This is a genomic window from Microbacterium sp. DT81.1 (genome assembly GCF_049844955.1).
GTDB lineage: Bacteria > Actinomycetota > Actinomycetes > Actinomycetales > Microbacteriaceae > Microbacterium.
This window is the reverse complement of sequence record NZ_JBNCMA010000005.1, coordinates 19742-38937: the sequence shown is the minus strand read 5'-3', so window position 1 is coordinate 38937 and position 19196 is coordinate 19742. Positions and strand designations below refer to the sequence as shown.

The following is a 19196-nucleotide window of genomic DNA, read 5'->3' as shown; positions in this document are numbered from 1 at the left end:
TTGGGGCGGCCGGCCCGAACCCCTCCTCCTTTCACAGCACCAGCAGGATGCGTCCGACGGAGGTGGGCGCGAAGGTGCCGTCGCCGGCGTATCTCACGACCACGCGGCCCGTCCCCGTGGACTTCGGCAGGGGAATGCGAGTGGTGCCATCAGCGCCGAGGGTTGCCGTGCCGCGCTTCTTGGCGTTCACCCACACCTCGACGGTGCCGGTCGGAACCGCACCGGCGACCCCCTCGACCTGCACGTCCACGACCTTCTCCGCGGAGCGCCTCACCACCCAGCGCGTGCCGTCCGTGGAGAGCTCGGGCTCGGCGCGGACGACGCGGTAGTCCGTCTCCGCCGACTCGGACGCGAGGATCGGGGGATCGGAGGACTCGGAACCCGGGTACTCGGCGGTGAGCGTGTGGGCGCCCACCGCAAGATTCGCCGGCAGGACGGCCGAGCCGACGGCCCGCCCGTCCCCGTCGGCGGCGAGGTCGATCGTGGCCACCTGCACGCCGTCGGACAGCACGGCGACCGTCCCCGTGGGGGACGTGCCGCCGGGCAGGGCGCCGTCGGCCGTGACCAGCACGCGCGCGGTCGCAGGGCTGCCGAAGGCCGCTTCGGCGCGCGTCACCGACAGCGTGATGGCGGATGCCACGGGAGCGACCGCCTCGATGCCGGCCACCTCCGCGAGGAGGGCGACGGCCGTGCCGGGGTCGCCCGCCATCAGCGCGTGCTCGGCGTCCGCGGTGATCGCCTCGGCATCGGAGGGAAGCCCGTCGCGACCCGTGACGACGGCATCCTGCGCGAGATCGCGCACGAGCGAGACGACGAGCCCCGCGGCTCGTGCGGTCGCCCGGTCCTCGCCGCCGAGGACGGCCGCGGCATCCGCGATGAGCGCCAGCGCCTCTTCCGCGGAAGCCGGATCGAGGTCCTTGACGCTCCACACGTCCGCGTCGAGGATCGCCTGCACGGCGTCGCGGGCGTCACCGGCGGGGAGCCCCGCGACCGCCTCGTCCAGTCGGTCGCGGCCCGAGTCGGTCCGCAGCCCCCAGCCGTAGGCGTACTCGGGGTCGTAGTCCTCATCGCCCACGTTGATCGGAACCTGCTCGGCCGACGCGGGCCATGTGACGGGGAGCCGGCCCGTGAAGGGGCGGTCGCCGAACAGGGCGTCGGCGACTCCCGCGCCCTCCGAGCCGGGCAGCCACGACGCGACCAGTGCATCGATGTCCGGCAGCTGATCGCTGACGAGCTGCGGACGGCCCGCCACGACGAGCACGACGCACTCGACGGCGGCGCAGACGGTGTCGATGGCGGCGCGGTCCGCCGCCGAGAGCGAAAGGCTCTTGCCGCTGTTGCCGACGTCGCCGACGCCTTCCGCGTACGGGGTCTCGCCCACCACGACGATGCCCGCACCGGCGTCGCCGATCGGGGCCGAGGCATCCTCGGAATAGGTCACCGCCGCACCGGGGGCGACCTCGGCGATCCCCTCGAGGATGCTCGTGCCCTGCGTGATGTCGCCCGATCCGCCCTGCCACGAGATCGTCCAGCCGCCCGCCTGGTTGCCCAGGTCGTCGGCGTTGGAGCCCGCGAGGTAGATCTTCGCGTCCTTCGCCAGGGGCAGCACGCCGTCGGCGTTCTTCAGCAGCACCTGCGAGGCGCCGGCGGCCTCCCGCGCGACGGCGCGGTGCTCCGCCCCGCCCACGGCATCCTGCCCTGACCGGTCCGCGAACGGCTGATCGAACAGACCGAGGGCGAACTTCTGGGTGAGGATGCGCGTCACGGCGTCATCGACGCGCGCCTCGGTGATCACCCCGGCGCCGACCCCGGCCGCCACCGCGTCGATGAACGCGGCGAAGTTGTAGGGCGCCATGGCCATGTCGACGCCGGCGTTGACGGAGCGGGCCGCCTTCTCGGCGTAGGTGCCACCCGGCAGCTTGTCGATCCCCTCCCAGTCGCTGACGAGGAATCCGTCGAAGCCGAGCTCGCCCTTCAGCAGGTCGTTGTTCAGCGCGCCGTTCTCGTGCATCCGCACGGGTTCGCCGCCCGCGATCGACACCGCGGAGTACGAGGGCATCATCGAGCCCACGCCCGCGGCCATCGCCGGCTCATAGGGCTCGACGTGCAGGGTCCGCAGCTCTTCGAGGGTGCCGACGCGTGTCACGCCCTGGTCGATGGGGTAGCCGGAACCGGTCTGCGGAACATAGGTCGTTCCGCCGTCGCCCACCCAGTGCTTCGCCGTGGCGAGCACCTCGTCGGCGCCCGTGATGTCGCCGGGGTCCTCGCCCTGGAGGCCGACGGTGGCGGCTTCGGCGAACGAGCGGACGAGCGCCGGATCCTCGCCGAACGACTCGTAGCTGCGCCCCCAGCGCTCGTCGCGCGAGACGCACAGGCACGGGGCGAAGGTCCACGGCACGCCGGTCGCACGGACCTCCTCTGCCGTGGCGCGCGAGGCGGCCTCGACGAGGTCGGGGTCGCGCGTGGCTCCGAGCCCCTGGTTGTGCGGGAAGATCGTCGCGCCGACGACATTGTTGTGGCCGTGCACGGCATCCACCCCGTAGATCAGGGGAATCTGCAGCCGGGTCGAGAGCGCCTGGCGCTGGAAGGCATCCACCATGTCGGCCCATCCGGCCGCCGTATTCTGCGGCGGAACGGAGCCGCCGCCGGAGAGCACCGAGCCGAGGCCCAGGGTGGCGATCTGGTCGGGGGACTGCAGACCGAGGCGCTCCGCCTGCGCCATCTGCCCGATCTTCTCGGCGAGCGTCATCCGAGCGAGAAGATCCTGCACGCGCTCCCCGTTCGTCAGTGAGTCATCGAGGTAAGCGAGACCCACGGCGTTCAGCACCACGCGCGGCTGGGTCGGCACCGTCGCGCCCGCCGCTTCGAGGGTGAGCACGAGGGAGCGGGAGACATCCTCCGGCGCCGTCGCGAGGGTGGGGACGTCGATCGTCTGCGAAGACCCGGATGCCGTGCCGGCCGGGAAGACGAGCGAGCCCGACGTGGCTTCGTAGTGCGTGCCGGCCTCGGCGGTGCCCGCGGCATCCGCGTAGGTGACCTCGATGTCGGCCGTCAGCGGTTCGCCGTCGGTCGAGGTGACCATCACCGGGACCGATGCCGTCTCACCCGGCTCGACGAGGGTGACGTCGGGACTCGACACGACGGCGGTCGCGACGGGCGCGGCGGAGCCGTAGAGCTCGACATCGTCGATGGCCCAGTCGACGGCCGCGGCGGTACCGGGCACGAACGTCACGGCGTAACCCCACGATGCCGTCAGGTCCAGGGTTCCGTTGCGCGTCGCCGCGTCACCCGGCTGGTACCCGCCCAGCTGGAACTGGTCGAACGGCAGCTCGACGACCTTCCATCGGCTGCCGTCCGGCGACCAGTTGTCCTTGAAGTTGGCGTACCAGAGCTCGGCGTGCTCGCCGTCGGTGCCACCGTCTTTGATCTCCACCTTGATGTCGGCACCGGCGGTCGGAGAGGCGGGACGCGTGTCCTGTGAGGCGTACCAGAGCAGGCGGATGCCGCGGTACGACGACCAGTCCTGCCCGGCCTCGAGGTTGTGGCTGTAGCCGCCCCACCCGCCGGAGGGAATGAGGTAGTCGCCCGAGAGCACGTGGTTTCCCGCGGGCGCGCCGTCGCGGTCCCGCTCGGTCGCCTCCAGCCCGACGACCGAGCCGTCGGATCCCCAGGTGAACAGGCCGACCGTCGTCCCCGGTTCTGCGAAGGGCACGTCGCCCTCGGCGTCGTCGAGGGTGGTCGCGCGGGTGTAGAGCGCGATGTCGTCGAACGTCCAGGCGCCGGCGCCGAGGTCGGTCAGCGTCACGGCGAAGCCGGTGGATGCCGTGGGGTCGAACCGCGCGTCGGAGGTGGGGTTCCCCTTCAGGCGCAGCTGCGCGAACGGGACGTTCACCTGCCGCCATCCGGCGGTGTCGTCGGTCACGGACCTCTCGAACAGCTGTCCGCCCGACTTGAGCTCGTAGCGGAGCAGCCCGCCACCGCCTGTGCCGAGGAACCAGAACGTGAAGCCGTCGTAGTCCGACCAGTCCGTCGGCGAGATGTCGTGCGTGAATCCGAACCAGTCGCCGGGGGCGGGCGTGGCGCCCACGGTCGCGACGAGGGCGTGGTTGCCGTCCGATGCGCCGTCGCGCGCGGCCTCCGGCGCGCTGAGCACGGGTGTCACATCGGCGTTTATGCCCCACGTCGTATATCCGGCCGGCACACCGGACTCGAAGTCGTCGAGCACCTCGACCTCGTCGACGTCGGGCAGCTCGCCGTGGGGCGTCACCGTCACGGTGGCGGTCGCGCGGGCGCCGAGCACGAGCCCGGCAGAGGGGTCGGAGAGGGTCAGCTCGATCGTCTTGGGCGGCGAAAGGGGACCGTGGTCGACCGTGGCGACCGACACGGATGCCGCCGTCTCTCCCGCGGTGAATGTCACGATCTCATCCACCGCGGTGTAGTCGCCCGGTGCCGAGGCCGTGCCGCCGGTCGAACGCACCCGTACGCTCGTATCGGCGGTCGCCGGCACCGCCAGCACGACGGGAACGGTCGCCGTCTCGCCGGCGGGCACGGACAGGCCGGATGTGCCGAAGACCGTCGCCACCTGACTCGGGGTGCCGTAGACCTCGAACGAGAACAGTGAGTAGCCGTACCAGTGCGGGCGCGCGGGATCCCAGTCGAAGCTCACGCGCTCGTTCATGAGCACGCGCACGTAGCGGGCCCCCGAGGCGCCCGAGATGGCGAGGTCGTCTGTGCCGCCGCCCGCGTCGGGGACTTCCTGCACGGTGGTCCACGACGTCTCGTCTTCGGGTGCCGTCGTCGCGACCTGGATGTCATAGTCGGCGGCATACGCGGCTTCCCACGCCAGCACGACGCGGTCCACGGCCGCGGGGGCTCCCAGATCCACCTGCAGCCATGCCGTGAACGGCACGTCCTCGTCCGGCCCGTTTCCGCTGGCCCAGCGCGTGGCCGGGTCGCCGTCGATCGCCGCGGATGCCGGGAACGAGCCGTCCGCGTCGTCCTGGGCTGCCGAAGCCGACGCCGTTCCGGCGAGCGCCAGGTCGCCGGGAGCCGCTGCCGCCGGCACCGCCGCGAACGGCACCACCGCCAGGGGCATGGCGAGCGCGAGCCCCGTGAGGAGCGCGAGGGGGCGCCGGCGGTCGCGGAAACCGCGTGCGGTGGCGGCGAGCGTGGGGATGGGGGAGGACGGCACGGCAACTCCTTCGTCGCTGGTCGCGCCTCGCGGCGCGGCCCGCATCGCCGAGGTGGGGTGGCGAGGCCCGAGGACTCCTCGAGGCGGCAAGGCAGGCTCCCTCAGGGAACCACGATCGCTTACAGATCGGTAAGGCCCCGATTATCACGTTTCGGTAACGGGCGCGAAGGCGGGGCGCGTGGATGCCCGGCTAAAGTGATCACGCTGACCATGACGGAGGACCGATGACGGACTACGAGACGATCCTGGTGGAGACGCGCGGACGCGTCGGGTGGATCACGGTGAACCGGCCCGGGGCGCTGAACGCCCTCAACAGCCAGGTGATGCACGACATCGCCGACGCATCCACCCGCTTCGACGAGGACGAGGCGATCGGCGCGATCGTCGTCACCGGATCCGAGCGGGCCTTCGCCGCCGGGGCCGACATCAAGGAGATGGAGTCCAAGACCGCTCTGGAGATGGTCATGGGCGACCACTTCGGCGGCTGGGCCCGATTCGCCGGTGTGCGCACGCCCACGATCGCGGCGGTGTCCGGTTACGCGCTGGGCGGCGGCTGCGAGCTCGCGCTGATGTGCGATATCATCCTCGCGGCCGACACCGCGACCTTCGGTCAGCCCGAGATCAATCTCGGAGTGATCCCCGGCATGGGCGGCACTCAGCGCCTGGTGCGGGCCATCGGGTACTACAAGGCGGCCGAGCTCGTGCTGGCAGGCCGGCCCATGAAGGCCGACGAGGCCGAGCGCGCCGGGCTCGTCTCGCGGGTCGTCCCGGCCGAGGACCTGCTCGCCGAGGCGGGCAAGACCGCCGATGCGATCGCGTCGAAGTCGCTGCCGTCGCTCTACGCCGCCAAGGCCGCCCTCGACGCGGCCCTCGAGACGACGCTGGCCGAGGGCATGCGCTTCGAGAAGCAGGTGTTCTCCGGGCTCTTCGGCACCGAGGACCAGAAAGAGGGAATGGCGGCCTTCCGCGAGAAGCGGGCGCCGAACTTCACCAACCGCTGACCCCCTCCCCGGCTACAGCGGGTCGGGCTGGGGCTTCGGATCGCGGAAGTCCCCGGCGTCGCGGCGGAACCGCGCGAGGATCCGCACGAGCTCGACCGTGTCGTCTTCGGTGAGCCCCGGTTCGGCGAAGACCTCGGCGTTCAGGGCCTCCGTCGCCTGCTCCACCAGCTCGCGGCCGGCGGGCGTCAGCGCCACGAGTGCGGCGCGCCCGTCCGCGGGATGCGGCTCGCGCACCACGAACCCGTCTCTGGCCAGCCGGTCGACGGTGTGAGTCACGCTGGTGGGATGCACCTGCAGCCGCGCGATGGCGCTGCCCATCGGCATCCGTCCCTCCCGGGTGAAGGCCAGCAGGCGCAGCATCTCGAACCGGGCGAAGGACAGACCGAACGGCTTCAGCGTCTTGTCGATACGCGCCATCATGAGCTGCTGGGCGCGGATGACGGAGGTCACGGCCGACATGCCGGATGCGGCATCCACCCACCCGTGCGCCACCCACTGGCGCTTCGCCTCGGCGATCGGATCGACCGGGAGCGGTCCACGTGCCATGTGCGCCCCCCTTCCTCGCACCCACGGTAGCCGGTCGAGGGGCGCCCGCCGGGCGAACGGGCCGGTCGCGCGAACAATAGACTCGAAGGGCAAAGGAGCGACGTCGAATGAAGATCATCGTGCTGGTCAAGGAGGTTCCCGACACCTACGGGGACCGCAAGCTCTCCCTCGAAACGGGGCTCGCCGATCGCGCGGCGAGCGACACCGTGCTCGATGAGATCGGGGAGCGCGCACTCGAGGTCGCGCTCACCCACGCCGACAAGAACGCCGACACCGAAGTCGTCGTGATGTCGATGGCGCCGGGGGAATCCGCGACCACGGTGCGCAAGGCGCTCGCGATCGGAGCCGCCAGCGCCGTTCACATCGCCGACGAGGCGCTCGCGGGGGCGGATCTCACGCTGACGGCCCAGGTGCTCGCTGCGGCCATCCAGCGCACCGGGTACGACCTCGTGATCACGGGCAACCTGTCCACCGACGGGACCGGTGGGGTGATTCCGGCGATGATCGCCGAGCTGCTGAACGTTCCGCAGCTCACGGCGCTCACGTCGGTCGAGATCTCGGCCGACGGCGTGAGGGGCCAGCGGGCGACGGATGCCGGCACGATGGATGTCGCCGCACCGCTGCCCGCCGTCATCTCGATCACCGAGCGGATGCCGGACGCGCGGTTCCCGAACTTCAAGGGCATCATGGCGGCCAAGAAGAAGCCGTTCCAGACGATGACGCTCGCCGACCTCGACATCGACGCCGAGGACCACTCGTTCTCGCGCTCGATCGTGCTCTCGATCGCGGAGAAGCCGCCGCGCTCCGGTGGCGTCAAGATCGTCGACGAGGGCGACGCGGGCGAGAAGCTCGCCGAGTTCCTCGTGCAGAACCGGCTGGTGTGAGGAAGAGACATGACCGAATACGCAGCTGATTCCATCCTCGTGCTGGTCGACGTGATGCCTTCGGGTGAGCTGGCGAAGAGCGCAGCCGGACTGCTCGGCGCCGCCGCCGGCGTCGGCACGCCCGTGGCGCTGATCGTGGCGGAACCTGGCGCTGGTGCTCCGGCGGCCGAGGCTGCCGGAGCGCTCGGCGCCGCCTCGGTCCTCGTCGCCGAGATGGCCGACGTCACCACGTCGCTCACCGTGCCGACCGTCGACGCCCTCGTGGAGGCGTTCGACCACGTGCGGCCCGATGCCGTGCTGATCTCCAACTCGATCGAGGGACGGGATGTCGCGGGGCGGTTCGCCGCCCGCTCGCGTTCGGGGCTGCTCGTCGATGTCGTGGGCGTCGCCCGTGACCAGGAGGGCGTGCTCGCACACCACTCCGTCTACGGCGGGTCGTACAGCGTCGACGCCGCCGTGACCTGGGGTGCGCCGGTCATCACCGTGCGCCAGGGCGCGATCGAGGCGAGGGCGGATGCCGTCACCCCTCGGGTCGACACGCTGGAGGTGCGCGCCTCGGGCAAGGCGGCGGCATCCATCGCCTCGTTCACCGAGGCGGAGCAGACCTCCACGCGGCCGGAGCTGCGCGGCGCGTCCAAGGTCGTGTCGGGCGGACGCGGCCTCGGGTCGCAGGAGAAGTTCGCGCTCGTCGATCAGCTCGCGGATGCCCTAGGGGCGGCCGTCGGGGCGTCCCGGGCTGCTGTCGACGCGGGCTACATCCCACAGACCGCTCAAGTGGGGCAGACGGGGGTGTCCGTGTCGCCGCAGCTGTATGTCGCGCTGGGCATCTCCGGGGCGATCCAGCACCGCGCCGGCATGCAGACCGCGAAGACCATCGTCGCGATCAACAAGGACGCCGACGCCCCGATCTTCGACATCGCCGACTTCGGCGTGGTGGGCGACCTGTTCACCGTCGTTCCGCAGCTGATCTCGGCCCTCGAGGCCCGGAAGGCGTAGGCGATGGCGACGCTCCCACCCGGGCAGACGCTGCGCCGCGGCCTTCCGCGCCGCCCCGGCGGCGAGCCGTGGCCACCAGCACCCGCGGCTGCGCCCGCGGACTCCACGGCCGAAGCCCCGGTGGCCGCAGCTCTGGTCGCTGAGCCTGTCGAGGCGTCGCACACAGCAGCCCCGGCCGCCGCCTCCACAGCCGCTGAAGCTTCGGTCGCCGAGCCTGTCGAGGCGTCGCAGACCGCAGCTCCGGTCCCCACGGCCCGGGCCGCCGCCGCCGCCCCAGTCGCCGACCCTGTCGAGGCGTCGCCCGCTCCGGCCGCCCGACCCCTTCGCCGCGGCCTGCCGCGCGTTCTCGGCGGCGAGCCCTGGCCTGCCGCGGGCATCACCGCAGCCGCGGTCGCAGCGTCCACCGCTCCCACTCCGGCGAGTCCCGCGGCTCCTGCACCGGTCGCTGAGCCGGTAGAAGCGTCGCCCGCAGAGGCCGCGCAACCCGAGCCCGCCGCCGCACCCGCCGTCGCGGCGGCCACCGAGGCATCGGTCGACGCGCCTGCCGGCTCCCTCCGCCGAGGCCTGCCGCGTGTGGCCGGCGGCGACCCGTGGCCACCAGCGTCCGCGGTTCCGGCCGCGGCGGCGAGGCGGGACGCTTCGACAGGCTCAGCGACCGGGGCCACGGCAGCGGCAACGGTCTCAGCGGTGCCCGCCGAGGACGCTTCGACAGGCTCAGTGTCCGGGGTTGCGGCAGCGGCAGCTGCAGCGACCGACGACGCTTCGACAGGCTCAGCGACCGAGGATGAGGTTGCTGAGCCCGCTCCGGCGCCCGACACCGCGATCGAGGTCCGCCCCGCGGCATCCGCCGTCGCCGTTCCGGCGGGCCCGCGGCCCCCGCTCCCCTTCACCCGCACCGTCTTTCCCGGCGTCGCCGCGGCCTCGCGCCCCTCAGCTCTTCCCGAGCCCGTGCCCGACACCTGGGCGAACCGGCTCCGCCGCCCGTCATGGCCGCTCGCGATCAGCGGACTGCTGGGCGCACTCGCTCTTCTGATCCTGGCGCTGATGGCCGTCTTCGCCGTCCGCTGGGCCATCACGCTGCCGTTCATGCAGGATTTCCTGACGGCGTATCCCGGCGAGTACCCGCTGCCCGAGGGCTCGCAGCCCGGCTTCCCGGCATGGCTGCAGTGGCAGCACTTCTTCAACACCTTCCTCATCGTGCTGATCATCCGCACGGGCCTGCAGGTGCGCACCGACAAGCGCCCCTCGGTGTTCTGGACCCCGAGGTGGTCGAAGAACGGCAAGGGCAAGATCAGCCTGTCGCTGTGGTTCCACCAGTCCCTCGACGTCCTGTGGCTCGTGAACGGGCTGCTGTTCATCGTGCTGCTGTTCGCCACCGGGCACTGGGTGCGCATCGTGCCGACCAGCTGGGAGGTCTTTCCCAACGCCCTGTCGGCCGCCATCCAGTACGTCTCGCTCGACTGGCCGACCGAGAACGGCTGGGTGAACTACAACAGCCTGCAGCAGCTCGCCTACTTCGCGACCGTGTTCATCGCGGCGCCCCTCGCGGTGATCACGGGCGTTCGGATGTCGGGATTCTGGCCCAAGAACGCCAAGGCGCTGAACAAGGCCTACCCGATCGAGTGGGCGCGGGCCGTGCACTTCCCGGTGATGCTGTACTTCGTGGCGTTCATCATCGTGCACGTCGCCCTGGTCTTCGCGACAGGTGCGCTGCGCAACCTGAACCACATGTACGCCGGCAGCGATGCCGTGAACTGGGTGGGGTTCTGGATCTTCGTCGGATCGATGGTGATCATCGGAATCGGCTGGATCGCGGCGCGTCCGCTCGTGCTCGCACCGATCGCCGCCCTCTCGGGGAAGGTCAGCGGGCGCTAGGAACCGTCGCGGGCCGGGGCGGCAGACGCGCCGCCCGCGGCTGCTCCGGCCGCGAATCCCTCGGCGTAGGCCTCATCGGCGCCCAGCCGGAACATGTCGCGCTCGGCGGGGCGAATGATCGAGCGAGCGCCCGGCAGGTCGAGCGAACCGACGAGGTCGGCACGGCCGCGGATGACGGCGACCGGAAGGCCGGCCGCCTTGCCCTTGACCAGGTCGGCGGCCGACGCGAGCTCGTCGCCGACGCACGGCATGGAGACGACGAGGGGCCGGCCATCGGCATCCGTCTGCCCCCGCAGATCATCGATCACCTCGACGCCCGCGGCGCCGATGGCGCAGTCGGTCTGGCCCTCGCGCCAAGCCCTACCCAGGGTGTCGGAGATGAGCACGCCCAGCCGGATCCCGAGTCGCTCGCGCAGCCCCGCCGCGAGTGCGCGCGCCGAGGCATCCGGGTCGACGGGAAGGAGCAGGACGGTGCCCTGCGGGGTGTTCGAGGCGTCGACCCCCGCGGCCGCCGAGACCATGCCCAGCCGGTTCTCGACGATGCGCGTCGTGGATCCGTTCGGGGTCGTGCGGGTCGCCACGACACGGACCGTCTCGGCCGTGATGGCGTCTTCGCGGTCGGATGCCTCGACGAAGCGACCCTCGGCCTTCGAGACGATCTTCGATGTCACGACGAGGATGTCGCCCTCCTCGAGTGCGGCGGCGGACGCGAGGACAGCGTCCGAGATCACCCCGACGAGGTCGGTGCCCGACGTGATTTCGGGTATGCCCGGAAGGGCCCAGATCTGCAGCACCCGCGCGGCGTCAGCGAACGAAACGGACCTCGGTGAGCGACTCCCCGAGGAAGGGCTCGACGTGGCTGGCGCCGTCGGCCGTGAAGCCGTTGCGCACGTAGAACCGGTGCGCACGGGGGTTGTCGTCCGCGACCCACAGGTACAGCGGCTCGTTGTCATCGACGGCGGCGTCGAACAGCTTCTGGCCGATGCCGGTGCCGTGCCACGCGTCCAGCAGGTAGATGAAGTACAGCTCCCGGGACCGGGGGGCGTCGTCGTCGCGAGCGGGTCCCGAACCGACGAAGCCGACGATCTCACCCTCTACGAGCGCGGCCGACATGCGGTACTCCGGCCCCTGAGCGGCCCAGTGCGTCCACAGTTCCGCCATGCGACGGGGCGATACGCGCTCCAGAGCGGCCTTGCTGATGAGGTGGTCGTATGTCTCGTGCCAGCAGGTGGCATGCACGCGGCCCAGAGCCTCAGCATCCACATCGCGAACCGGTCGGACGATGACGTCGGTCTGGAGTTCGGCATCCATGGCCAGACTCTACGCGCGGCGCGGCGCCGGGGGAAATCGAGCGAAAGCCCTTGACAGGGCTGTCGGAAGGCCACAAACGAATCGGCCTCGGGGGGAGGATTCACTACGCTCGGGCCTCGTGAATGTGATCTGGCGCACCCTCCTGACCATCTGGCGCGCGAAGGTCCTCCTTCGACGAGGCGGGCGCATCGATCCCGTGTCGATCGGACGCGTCAGGCTCCGCACCATGCCGACCGATCTGGACCTGCTCGGTCACATGAACAACGGCCGCTACGCGTCTCTGTTCGACCTCGGTCGCTTCGATCTGCTGATCCGCACCGGCATCTGGGACGTGCTCAACGCGAAGGGCTGGTACGCCGTCGTCGCGAGCGAGACGATCACGTTCCGCAAGTCGCTCGAGCTCTGGCAGCGCTTCACCGTGGAGTCCCGGCTGCTCGGGCACGATGACCGGTCGGTGTACATGATGCACCGCGCGGTCGTGGGGGGCGAGGTCTATGCCGAGATGATCGTGCGCGCCCGATTCCTGCGCCGAACGGGCGGGATCGTGCCGCACGACGAGCTGTTCGAGGCGCTGCACCGACCCGACGATCTGCCGCCGCTGGCCCCGTGGATCTCCGAGTGGGCGGCGGGCTCTGCGCTCCCGTCGACGCGCGTCTCGGCCCCCAGCGTCTGGGGCTAGCGCACCCCGAGGCCGGGAATAGGCCGGTCTAGCCCAGGAAACGGACACGCGCAAGGCCGTTGCCCGGCGGCCGCTTCTGCGGTTGTGTCGAAGGAGCGCACTCGATGCGACCGCATCGCTGCGCGCACCGAAGGGGGAGTTCCCATGGATACGTCCGTACTCATATGGATCATCGTGGCCGTCGTCGTAGTGGCCGTCATCGTCGGCATCGTGCTCATGACGTCTCGGCGTCGCGCCGAGCACCAGCGGCAGGTTCAGCACGACAAGGCCGAGAAGCTGCGCGAAGAGGCGCGCCAGGCCGAGCTGGCGGCGCGCGAGCGCGAGGCGAAGGCCGCACAGGTGCGTGCCGACTCCGCATCCGCAGCCGCCGAGGCCGAGCAGGCCAAGGCCCGTGCACAGCAGGCCGACGTCGAGGCGCGTCGCCTCGCCGACAGCGTGGGCGAGCACGATTCGGATGCCGCGAAGCAGCGCCAGGCGCAGGCCGAAGCGCTGCGCAAGGCCGACGAGATCGACCCGCTCGTGAACACCGATGGCTCGCGCGGCCAGACCGTCGACTCCGACGCCCGCGGCGTCCCGGCCGCCACCCGCGCCGACGCCCGCGACACCGGCAGCACGGCCGGCACCCGCACCACCGCAGAGATGCACCAGTCGGGCGTCCCCGGCTCCGCGCCGGCGGACACGCGCAACACCGCGCCGGACGGTGTCGGCGGCTCCGGATCGCAGCACGGCGATCCCGTGATCGCCGGCGAGACCACGACCGACACCCGCACCGATGCGGAGACGCGCCGCCCGGGCGACGAGCGCCGGGTCTGACGACTGCTCGCGAGGGGTCGAGTGAGCGCCCGACCCCTCGCTGAGCTGGCGCCGGCCTGCGGCGCCGCCCCGCGGATCGCCGGTCACCGAAGATGCGGCGGTCGTAGGCTTGTCGCATGTCCTATACACCTCTTCCGGCGCCACAAGCGCCGGCCACCGACCTGGCCGCGCGGGCCATCGAACTCGCGCAGCGCTGGGTGACCGAGAGCGATGAGGCTCAGGTCGATCCCGCCGCCGAGCGGCTCGCCGGAGTGCTCCGCGACCCGAACGGTCTCCCCTTCACCCTCGGCTTCGTCGACGGTGTGATGCGGCCCGAGAGCATCGTCGCCGCGGCATCCAATCTGCACCGCGTCGCCCCTCTCGTGCCGGGGTTCCTGCCCTGGTACCTGCGCGGTGCCGTGCAGCTCGGCGGAGCGATGGCACCCGTGCTGCCGACCCCGGTCGTCCCGATCGCCCGGCGCGTGCTGCGCGAGATGGTCGGCCACCTGGTGGTCGATGCCCGGCCCGAGAAGCTCGGCCCCGCGATCGCCAAGATCCGGGAGAGCGGTGCACGCCTCAACCTCAACCTGCTCGGCGAGGCCGTGCTCGGCGAGCGCGAGGCGCTCCGCCGGCTCGACGGCATCCACGAGCTGATCCGTCGCCCGGACGTCGACTACGTGTCTGTCAAGGTGTCGGCGATCGCGAGCCACATCTCCATGTGGTCCTTCGACGACGTCGTCGACAAGGTCATCGAGCGGCTGATGCCCCTCTACCTGACCGCGGCCGGTGACCCCTCGACGGGCTCGGGGACCACGTTCATCAACCTCGACATGGAGGAGTACCGCGACCTCGACCTGACGATCGCCGTCTTCACGCGCATGCTGGAGGACCCCCGGCTGAGCGATCTCGAGGCCGGCATCGTGCTGCAGGCCTACCTGCCCGACGCGCTCCCCGCCCTGCAGCAGCTCACCGCATGGGCGAAGGAGCGCGTGGCGGCGGGCGGGGCGCGCATCAAGATCCGCCTGGTGAAGGGCGCGAATCTCGCGATGGAGCGGGTGGATGCCGTGATGCACGGCTGGCCGCTGGCCACCTACGACTCGAAGCTCGACTCCGACGCCAACTACCTGCGGTGCCTCGAGTACGCGCTCGAGCCCACGCGCTCGAGCGCCGTCAAGATCGGGATCGCCGGCCACAACCTCTTCGACATCGCCTACGCGTGGCTGCTCGCCGGCGAGCGGGAGGTGCGTGAGAGCGTCGAGTTCGAGATGCTGCTCGGCATGGCGCAGGGCCAGGTCGCGGCCGTCGCCCGGGATGTCGGACACGTGCTGCTCTACGTGCCCGTGGTGCGGCCCGACGAGTTCGACGTGGCGATCAGCTACCTCGTTCGCCGGCTCGAAGAGAACGCATCGAGCGAGAACTTCCTCTCCGCCGCATTCGAGCTCGCCGACGACCCGTCGATGTTCGAGCGCGAGCGGGACCGGTTCGTCGCCTCGATCGCCCGATCGCACGATCCGTCGCTGCCCATCGGGCCGAAGCGGAGGCAGGACCGGCGGGCCGCGGTGGCTCCCGTCGGCGACGCCCGGGTGCTGCGTGACGCGCCCGACGCGCCGGACGCCGCGGGGGCCGCGGACGACGACGGCCTGACGAAGGCGGTGCTGGATATCGAGCCCCCGGCCGAGGCATCCGTGTTCGGCGGTCAGCACGTCGTCGAGACCGCGGTCTACGAGACGCGCGAATCTTCGCCGGCCGCCGGCGCGACCGGCTTCCGGAATGCGCCGGACACCGATCCTGCGCTGCCCGCCAACCGCGCGTGGTCCCGCGACATCCTCGGCCGCATTGACCGGTCGACGGCAGGCGATGCCACGACCGACGCCGCCCGCATCGACGACGAGTCGGTGCTCGAGGCGACGATCGCGCGCGTGCAGCAGGCCGCGGTGGCGTGGGGCGGGCTTCCGGCGGCGGAGCGTGCCGCCGTTCTCCAGCGTGCGGCGCGCGCCCTCGAGGCCCACCGCGGCGAGCTGATCGAAGTGGCTGCCTCGGAGACCGGCAAGGTGTTCGCAGAGGCGGATGTCGAGATCAGCGAGGCGGTCGACTTCGCGAACTACTACGCGGCGACGGCACGGGAGCTCGACCGGGTGAGCGGGGCCGTCTTCGAGCCGTCGCGACTGACGGTCGTGGCCCCGCCGTGGAACTTCCCGATCGCGATCCCCGCCGGCGGAGTGCTGGCCGCGCTCGCGGCCGGGTCGGGCGTGGTCTTCAAGCCGGCTCCGCAGGCACGCCGGTGCGCCGCCGTGGTGAGCGAGGCGCTCTGGGAGGCGGGGGTTCCTCGCGACGTGCTCGCCCTCGTCGACATCGAGGAGGGCGCGCTCGGCCGGCGGCTGATCGCGCACGAGGCCGTGGATCGCGTCATCCTCACGGGTTCGTGGGAGACGGCCGCCCTGTTCCGATCATGGCGACCCGAGCTCCCCCTGCTCGCCGAGACCAGCGGCAAGAACGCGATGATCATCATGCCCTCCGCCGACCTCGACCTCGCGGCGGGAGACCTCATCAAGAGCGCCTTCGGGCACGCCGGGCAGAAGTGCTCGGCGGCATCGCTCGCGATCCTCGTCGGGCCGGTGGCCCGCTCCAAGCGCTTCGCCCGGCAGCTCGTCGATGCGACGCGCTCGCTGCGGGTCGGGCCGCCGAGCGATCCGCTGTCGGAGGTCGGTCCGCTCATCGAGGCGCCGCAGGGCAAGCTCGCGTGGGCGCTGACGACGCTGGACGAGGGCGAGAAGTGGCTCGTCGAGCCCCGGCCGCTCGCGCCGCGCGCCATGGGCCCTGGTGTGGACGTCGACGCGCGATTCTGGTCGCCCGGCATCCGCACCGGCGTGCAGCCAGGGTCGCGGTTCCACACCGAGGAGTTCTTCGGGCCGGTGCTGGGCGTGATGCACGCCCACTCGCTGTCGCACGCGATCGAGCTGCAGAACGCGGTGGCCTACGGCCTGACGGCCGGGCTCTACACGCAGAACCCGAACGATCTCGCCGTGTGGCTCGACCGTGTGCAGGCCGGCAATCTGTATGTGAACCGCGGCATCACGGGCGCCATCGTGCAGCGGCAGCCCTTCGGCGGGTGGAAGCGCTCATCGGTCGGGGCGGGCACGAAGGCGGGCGGTCCGAACTACCTGATCGGCCTCGGGTCGTGGCGGGCGACGGCGGGCGGGGCGCCCTCCTCGACGCTGCACCTGCGGGGGCTGGACACCCGGATCACCGCCCTGATCGAGGCGGCCCAGCCTTCGCTGGACTTCGCGTCTTTCGAATGGCTTCGGCGGGCGGCGCTGTCGGATGCGGTGGCGTGGGACCGCGAGTTCGGACGGGTCCGGGATGTCTCCGACCTGGGTGTCGAGCGGAACCTGTTCCGATACCGGCCTGTGCCGGTCGCTCTGCGCGCGACGGGCGACGCCACCTGGCAGGCGCTGCTGCGTGTCGTCGTGGCCGGAGTGCGCACCGGGTCGCAATTCACCCTCAGCACGCCGGTGGGCCTTCCCGCCGACGTGCGGCGCGTGCTGGGCGAGCTCGGCACGCCGGTCTCGGTCGAGACCGATGATCAGTGGCTCGAGCGGATGTCGGGCGACGGCCGGCCGCCGCGGGTGCGCCTGATCGGCTCGCCGGGAACGGTGTCTGCACTGCACGGGGCGCTGGCGATCGCCGTGTCGGGCGATCCAGATCTGGCGGTGTACGCGAACGAGGTGACGACCGCGGGGCGGATCGAGCTGCTTCCGTTCCTGCACGAGCAGTCGATCACGATCACCGCACACCGGTTCGGCAACCCCGACGCCTGGAGCGCCGACGTCATCTGAGCTGACGGAAGACGACCACGGGGATCGAGCGGGAAGGTATCCGACCGGATTGATTGGACCGAGAAGGACCCGATGGGAAGGGATCCGACCCGGCCGGACTTGACACGTAGAGGGAACCGGAGTGCCGCCGATTGCCGGTCCCCCCATCGTGCGAGAGAATGCGGGCGTATGTCGAACCTGACCATCATCCAGCGATCCCCCGATCCCGAGCAGGTCGTCGCGCAGTCGCGTGCGCACCGGTCGATCGCCGCGCGCATCCGCGACCTGGGCCGGAACCGCATCGGGGCGCTTCTCCTCCTGATCGCCACGGTCGTGGCCATCGTCTGGGCCAATGTCGCGCACGGCTCGTACGAGGCGTTCTGGGAGACCCACCTCACGGTGGGGGTGGGCGATCTGCAGCTGGACTTCACCCTGCACGCGCTCGTCAACGACGCCCTCATGGCGATCTTCTTCTTCACGGTAGGCCTGGAGGTGCGCCGCGAGTTCGCGATCGGAGAGCTGACCAGCTGGTCGCGGGCGATGGTGCCGGTTCTCGCGGCGATCGCCGGCCTCGCCCTTCCCGCTCTGCTGTTCGTGATGATCGCGGCGGACTCCGGGCAGGCGCACGCGTGGGGCATCGTGATCTCCACGGACACCGCCTTCCTCGTCGGGGCGCTCGCCCTGATCGGACCGCGCGTCCCCGGGCGGCTGCGGGTGTTCCTGCTCGCGCTCGCCGTGGTGGATGACATCGGGGCGCTCAGCATCATCGCGCTCGTGTACACCGAGAACTTCAATCCCCTGCCGCTCGTTCTCGCGGCCATCGGACTCGCCGGCGTGTACTTCACGCGCTACCTGCGGGGCGGGCGCGGTCCCGTCTACGCGACCCTCGCCGTCATCGTCTGGCTGTGCTTCCTCGCTTCGGGTGTGCACCCGACGCTCGCCGGCGTCGCGATCGCCCTGCTGGTGCCGGTGTACCGGCCCGACCGGCGCGACGTCGAGCACGCCCTCGATCTCGCTCGCACCTTCCGGCAGTCCCCGAACACGGAATACGCCCGGGCGGCCGCCAACAGCCTGCGGGAGTCGATCTCGATCAACGAGCGGCTGCAGTCGGCGTACGCACCCTACGTCGCCTACGTCATCCTCCCCCTGTTCGCACTGGCCAACGCGGGGGTGGTGCTCAGTCCCGAGATCCTCGGCGCGGCGATCGTCTCTCCGCTGACATGGGGAATCGTCGCGGGACTCGTGGTCGGCAAGTTCCTCGGGGTCTTCGGCGCCGCGGCCGTGCTGCGCGTGCTCAAGCTGGGCGAGTTCGGACCCGGGCTCACCCTGGATCGCATCGCCGGCGGCGCCGCGCTCTGCGGCATCGGCTTCACGATCTCGCTGTTCATCGTCGACATCGCCATCGAGGACGCCGATTCGCAGAACGAGGCGCGGGTGGGCGTACTCGCGGCATCCGTCCTCGCGTTCCTGATCGCGACGCTCGTCTTCCGCATCTCGGACGCATTGCGCCCCGACGTGGAGGTCGGTCAGACGCTCGCGCGCCCTGTAGACGCGCGGCGCGACCATGTGTTCGGTGCTGCCGACGCGCCGTACACGATCGTCGAGTACGGCGACTTCCAGTGCGGGTTCTGCCTCAAGGCGTCGGGCTCGATCCAGGAGGTGCACAAAGAGCTCGGCGACCGGCTGCGCTACGTCTGGCGGCATGCGCCGCTCACCCAGTACCACCCGAACGCGCTCGCGGGCGCGGAGGCGGCGGAGGCCGCCGCCATGCAGGGCAAGTTCTTCGAGTTCGAGCGCGGACTGTTCGCCGATCAGGAGAATCAGCGTCCCTCCGACATCGTCCGTCTCGCTCGTGAGCTCGGTCTCGACGTCGAGAAGTTCGAGCGTGATCTGACATCACCCGAAGTCACCGGGCGCGTGCGGGACGACATGCTGGATGCCGAGGCGATGGGCATCACGTCGGTTCCGACCCTCTTCGTCAACGGCCGGCGCCACACGGGTCCGTACGATGCGCAGTCCCTCATCCGGGCGCTCGGCGAGGCGGAGCAGTCGGAGCCTGTTCGGTAGGACTCGGCGGGGGATGCAGCTCGGGGCGGAACAGCCGTC

Annotated in this window: 12 protein-coding genes; 8 read left to right on the top strand and 4 right to left on the bottom strand. The window is 71.2% G+C overall.

The window, feature by feature from the left end:
• Positions 1-31 precede the first annotated feature (31 nt).
• Positions 32-5191 (bottom strand): glycoside hydrolase family 3 N-terminal domain-containing protein, encoded by a 5160-nt coding sequence (locus tag ACLQ2Q_RS14105; protein ID WP_425821107.1) that lies wholly within the window; start codon positions 5189-5191, stop codon positions 32-34.
• A 224-nt stretch (positions 5192-5415) separates the two neighbouring features.
• Here ACLQ2Q_RS14105 and ACLQ2Q_RS14100 point away from each other — a divergent pair, with 224 nt between their 5' ends.
• The gene (locus ACLQ2Q_RS14100; RefSeq protein WP_425821106.1) at positions 5416-6192 is read left to right on the top strand and encodes an enoyl-CoA hydratase-related protein; all 777 of its coding nucleotides are present in this window, start codon (positions 5416-5418) and stop codon (positions 6190-6192) included.
• A gap of 12 nt (positions 6193-6204) precedes the next feature.
• Here ACLQ2Q_RS14100 and ACLQ2Q_RS14095 read toward each other — a convergent pair whose 3' ends face one another.
• On the bottom strand, positions 6205-6738 hold the full coding sequence (locus tag ACLQ2Q_RS14095) for a MarR family winged helix-turn-helix transcriptional regulator (protein WP_425821105.1): 534 nt from the start codon (positions 6736-6738) through the stop codon (positions 6205-6207).
• A 107-nt stretch (positions 6739-6845) separates the two neighbouring features.
• Between ACLQ2Q_RS14095 and ACLQ2Q_RS14090 the strand changes: the two genes are divergently transcribed.
• From ACLQ2Q_RS14090 to ACLQ2Q_RS14080, 3 genes are read left to right on the top strand one after another with little or no spacing between them, the layout of a single operon-like run.
• Complete coding sequence (locus ACLQ2Q_RS14090; protein WP_425821104.1) at positions 6846-7622, top strand: electron transfer flavoprotein subunit beta/FixA family protein; 777 nt, start codon at positions 6846-6848, stop codon at positions 7620-7622.
• 9 nt (positions 7623-7631) lie between these two features.
• Positions 7632-8618 carry an electron transfer flavoprotein subunit alpha/FixB family protein gene (locus ACLQ2Q_RS14085; RefSeq protein WP_425821103.1) on the top strand — a complete coding sequence of 329 codons (987 nt, stop codon included), beginning with the start codon at positions 7632-7634 and terminating at the stop codon, positions 8616-8618.
• Between the two features lie 3 nt (positions 8619-8621).
• Positions 8622-10493, top strand: a complete 1872-nt coding sequence (locus tag ACLQ2Q_RS14080; protein WP_425821102.1) for a cytochrome b/b6 domain-containing protein — start codon at positions 8622-8624, stop codon at positions 10491-10493.
• Here the strand turns inward: ACLQ2Q_RS14080 and cofE are convergent.
• Both cofE and ACLQ2Q_RS14070 read right to left on the bottom strand, forming a co-directional pair.
• Positions 10490-11287, bottom strand: coding sequence for a coenzyme F420-0:L-glutamate ligase (gene cofE, locus ACLQ2Q_RS14075; protein WP_425821101.1), 798 nt, complete (start codon positions 11285-11287; stop codon positions 10490-10492). The two genes, ACLQ2Q_RS14080 and cofE, sit on opposite strands and share 4 nt — an antisense overlap.
• Before the next feature lie 10 nt (positions 11288-11297).
• A complete protein-coding gene (locus ACLQ2Q_RS14070; protein ID WP_425821100.1) occupies positions 11298-11804 on the bottom strand; it encodes a GNAT family N-acetyltransferase in 507 nt (168 codons plus the stop codon).
• A gap of 118 nt (positions 11805-11922) precedes the next feature.
• Between ACLQ2Q_RS14070 and ACLQ2Q_RS14065 the strand changes: the two genes are divergently transcribed.
• The 4 genes from ACLQ2Q_RS14065 to nhaA all read left to right on the top strand — a co-directional run bounded on the left by ACLQ2Q_RS14065 (position 11923) and on the right by nhaA (position 19157).
• On the top strand, positions 11923-12483 hold the full coding sequence (locus ACLQ2Q_RS14065; RefSeq protein ID WP_425821099.1) for an acyl-CoA thioesterase: 561 nt from the start codon (positions 11923-11925) through the stop codon (positions 12481-12483).
• Between the two features lie 144 nt (positions 12484-12627).
• Positions 12628-13296 carry a hypothetical protein gene (locus tag ACLQ2Q_RS14060; protein ID WP_425821098.1) on the top strand — a complete coding sequence of 223 codons (669 nt, stop codon included), beginning with the start codon at positions 12628-12630 and terminating at the stop codon, positions 13294-13296.
• A 116-nt stretch (positions 13297-13412) separates the two neighbouring features.
• A complete protein-coding gene (locus tag ACLQ2Q_RS14055) occupies positions 13413-17111 on the top strand; it encodes a proline dehydrogenase family protein (protein ID WP_425821097.1) in 3699 nt (1232 codons plus the stop codon).
• Between the two features lie 168 nt (positions 17112-17279).
• Complete coding sequence (gene nhaA, locus ACLQ2Q_RS14050; RefSeq protein ID WP_425821096.1) at positions 17280-19157, top strand: Na+/H+ antiporter NhaA; 1878 nt, start codon at positions 17280-17282, stop codon at positions 19155-19157.
• The last annotated feature ends 39 nt before the right edge of the window (positions 19158-19196 follow it).

What these genes read in the sequence shown, in the direction of transcription:
- ACLQ2Q_RS14070 (WP_425821100.1), bottom strand. Translation starts at nt 11,804, where the DNA reads ATGGATGCCGAACTCCAGACCGACGTCATCGTCCGACCGGTTCGCGAT.
- nhaA (WP_425821096.1), top strand. Translation starts at nt 17,280, where the DNA reads ATGTCGAACCTGACCATCATCCAGCGATCCCCCGATCCCGAGCAGGTC.
- ACLQ2Q_RS14085 (WP_425821103.1), top strand. Translation starts at nt 7,632, where the DNA reads ATGACCGAATACGCAGCTGATTCCATCCTCGTGCTGGTCGACGTGATG.
- ACLQ2Q_RS14080 (WP_425821102.1), top strand. Translation starts at nt 8,622, where the DNA reads ATGGCGACGCTCCCACCCGGGCAGACGCTGCGCCGCGGCCTTCCGCGC.
- ACLQ2Q_RS14095 (WP_425821105.1), bottom strand. Translation starts at nt 6,738, where the DNA reads ATGGCACGTGGACCGCTCCCGGTCGATCCGATCGCCGAGGCGAAGCGC.
- ACLQ2Q_RS14100 (WP_425821106.1), top strand. Translation starts at nt 5,416, where the DNA reads ATGACGGACTACGAGACGATCCTGGTGGAGACGCGCGGACGCGTCGGG.
- ACLQ2Q_RS14060 (WP_425821098.1), top strand. Translation starts at nt 12,628, where the DNA reads ATGGATACGTCCGTACTCATATGGATCATCGTGGCCGTCGTCGTAGTG.
- ACLQ2Q_RS14055 (WP_425821097.1), top strand. Translation starts at nt 13,413, where the DNA reads ATGTCCTATACACCTCTTCCGGCGCCACAAGCGCCGGCCACCGACCTG.
- ACLQ2Q_RS14090 (WP_425821104.1), top strand. Translation starts at nt 6,846, where the DNA reads ATGAAGATCATCGTGCTGGTCAAGGAGGTTCCCGACACCTACGGGGAC.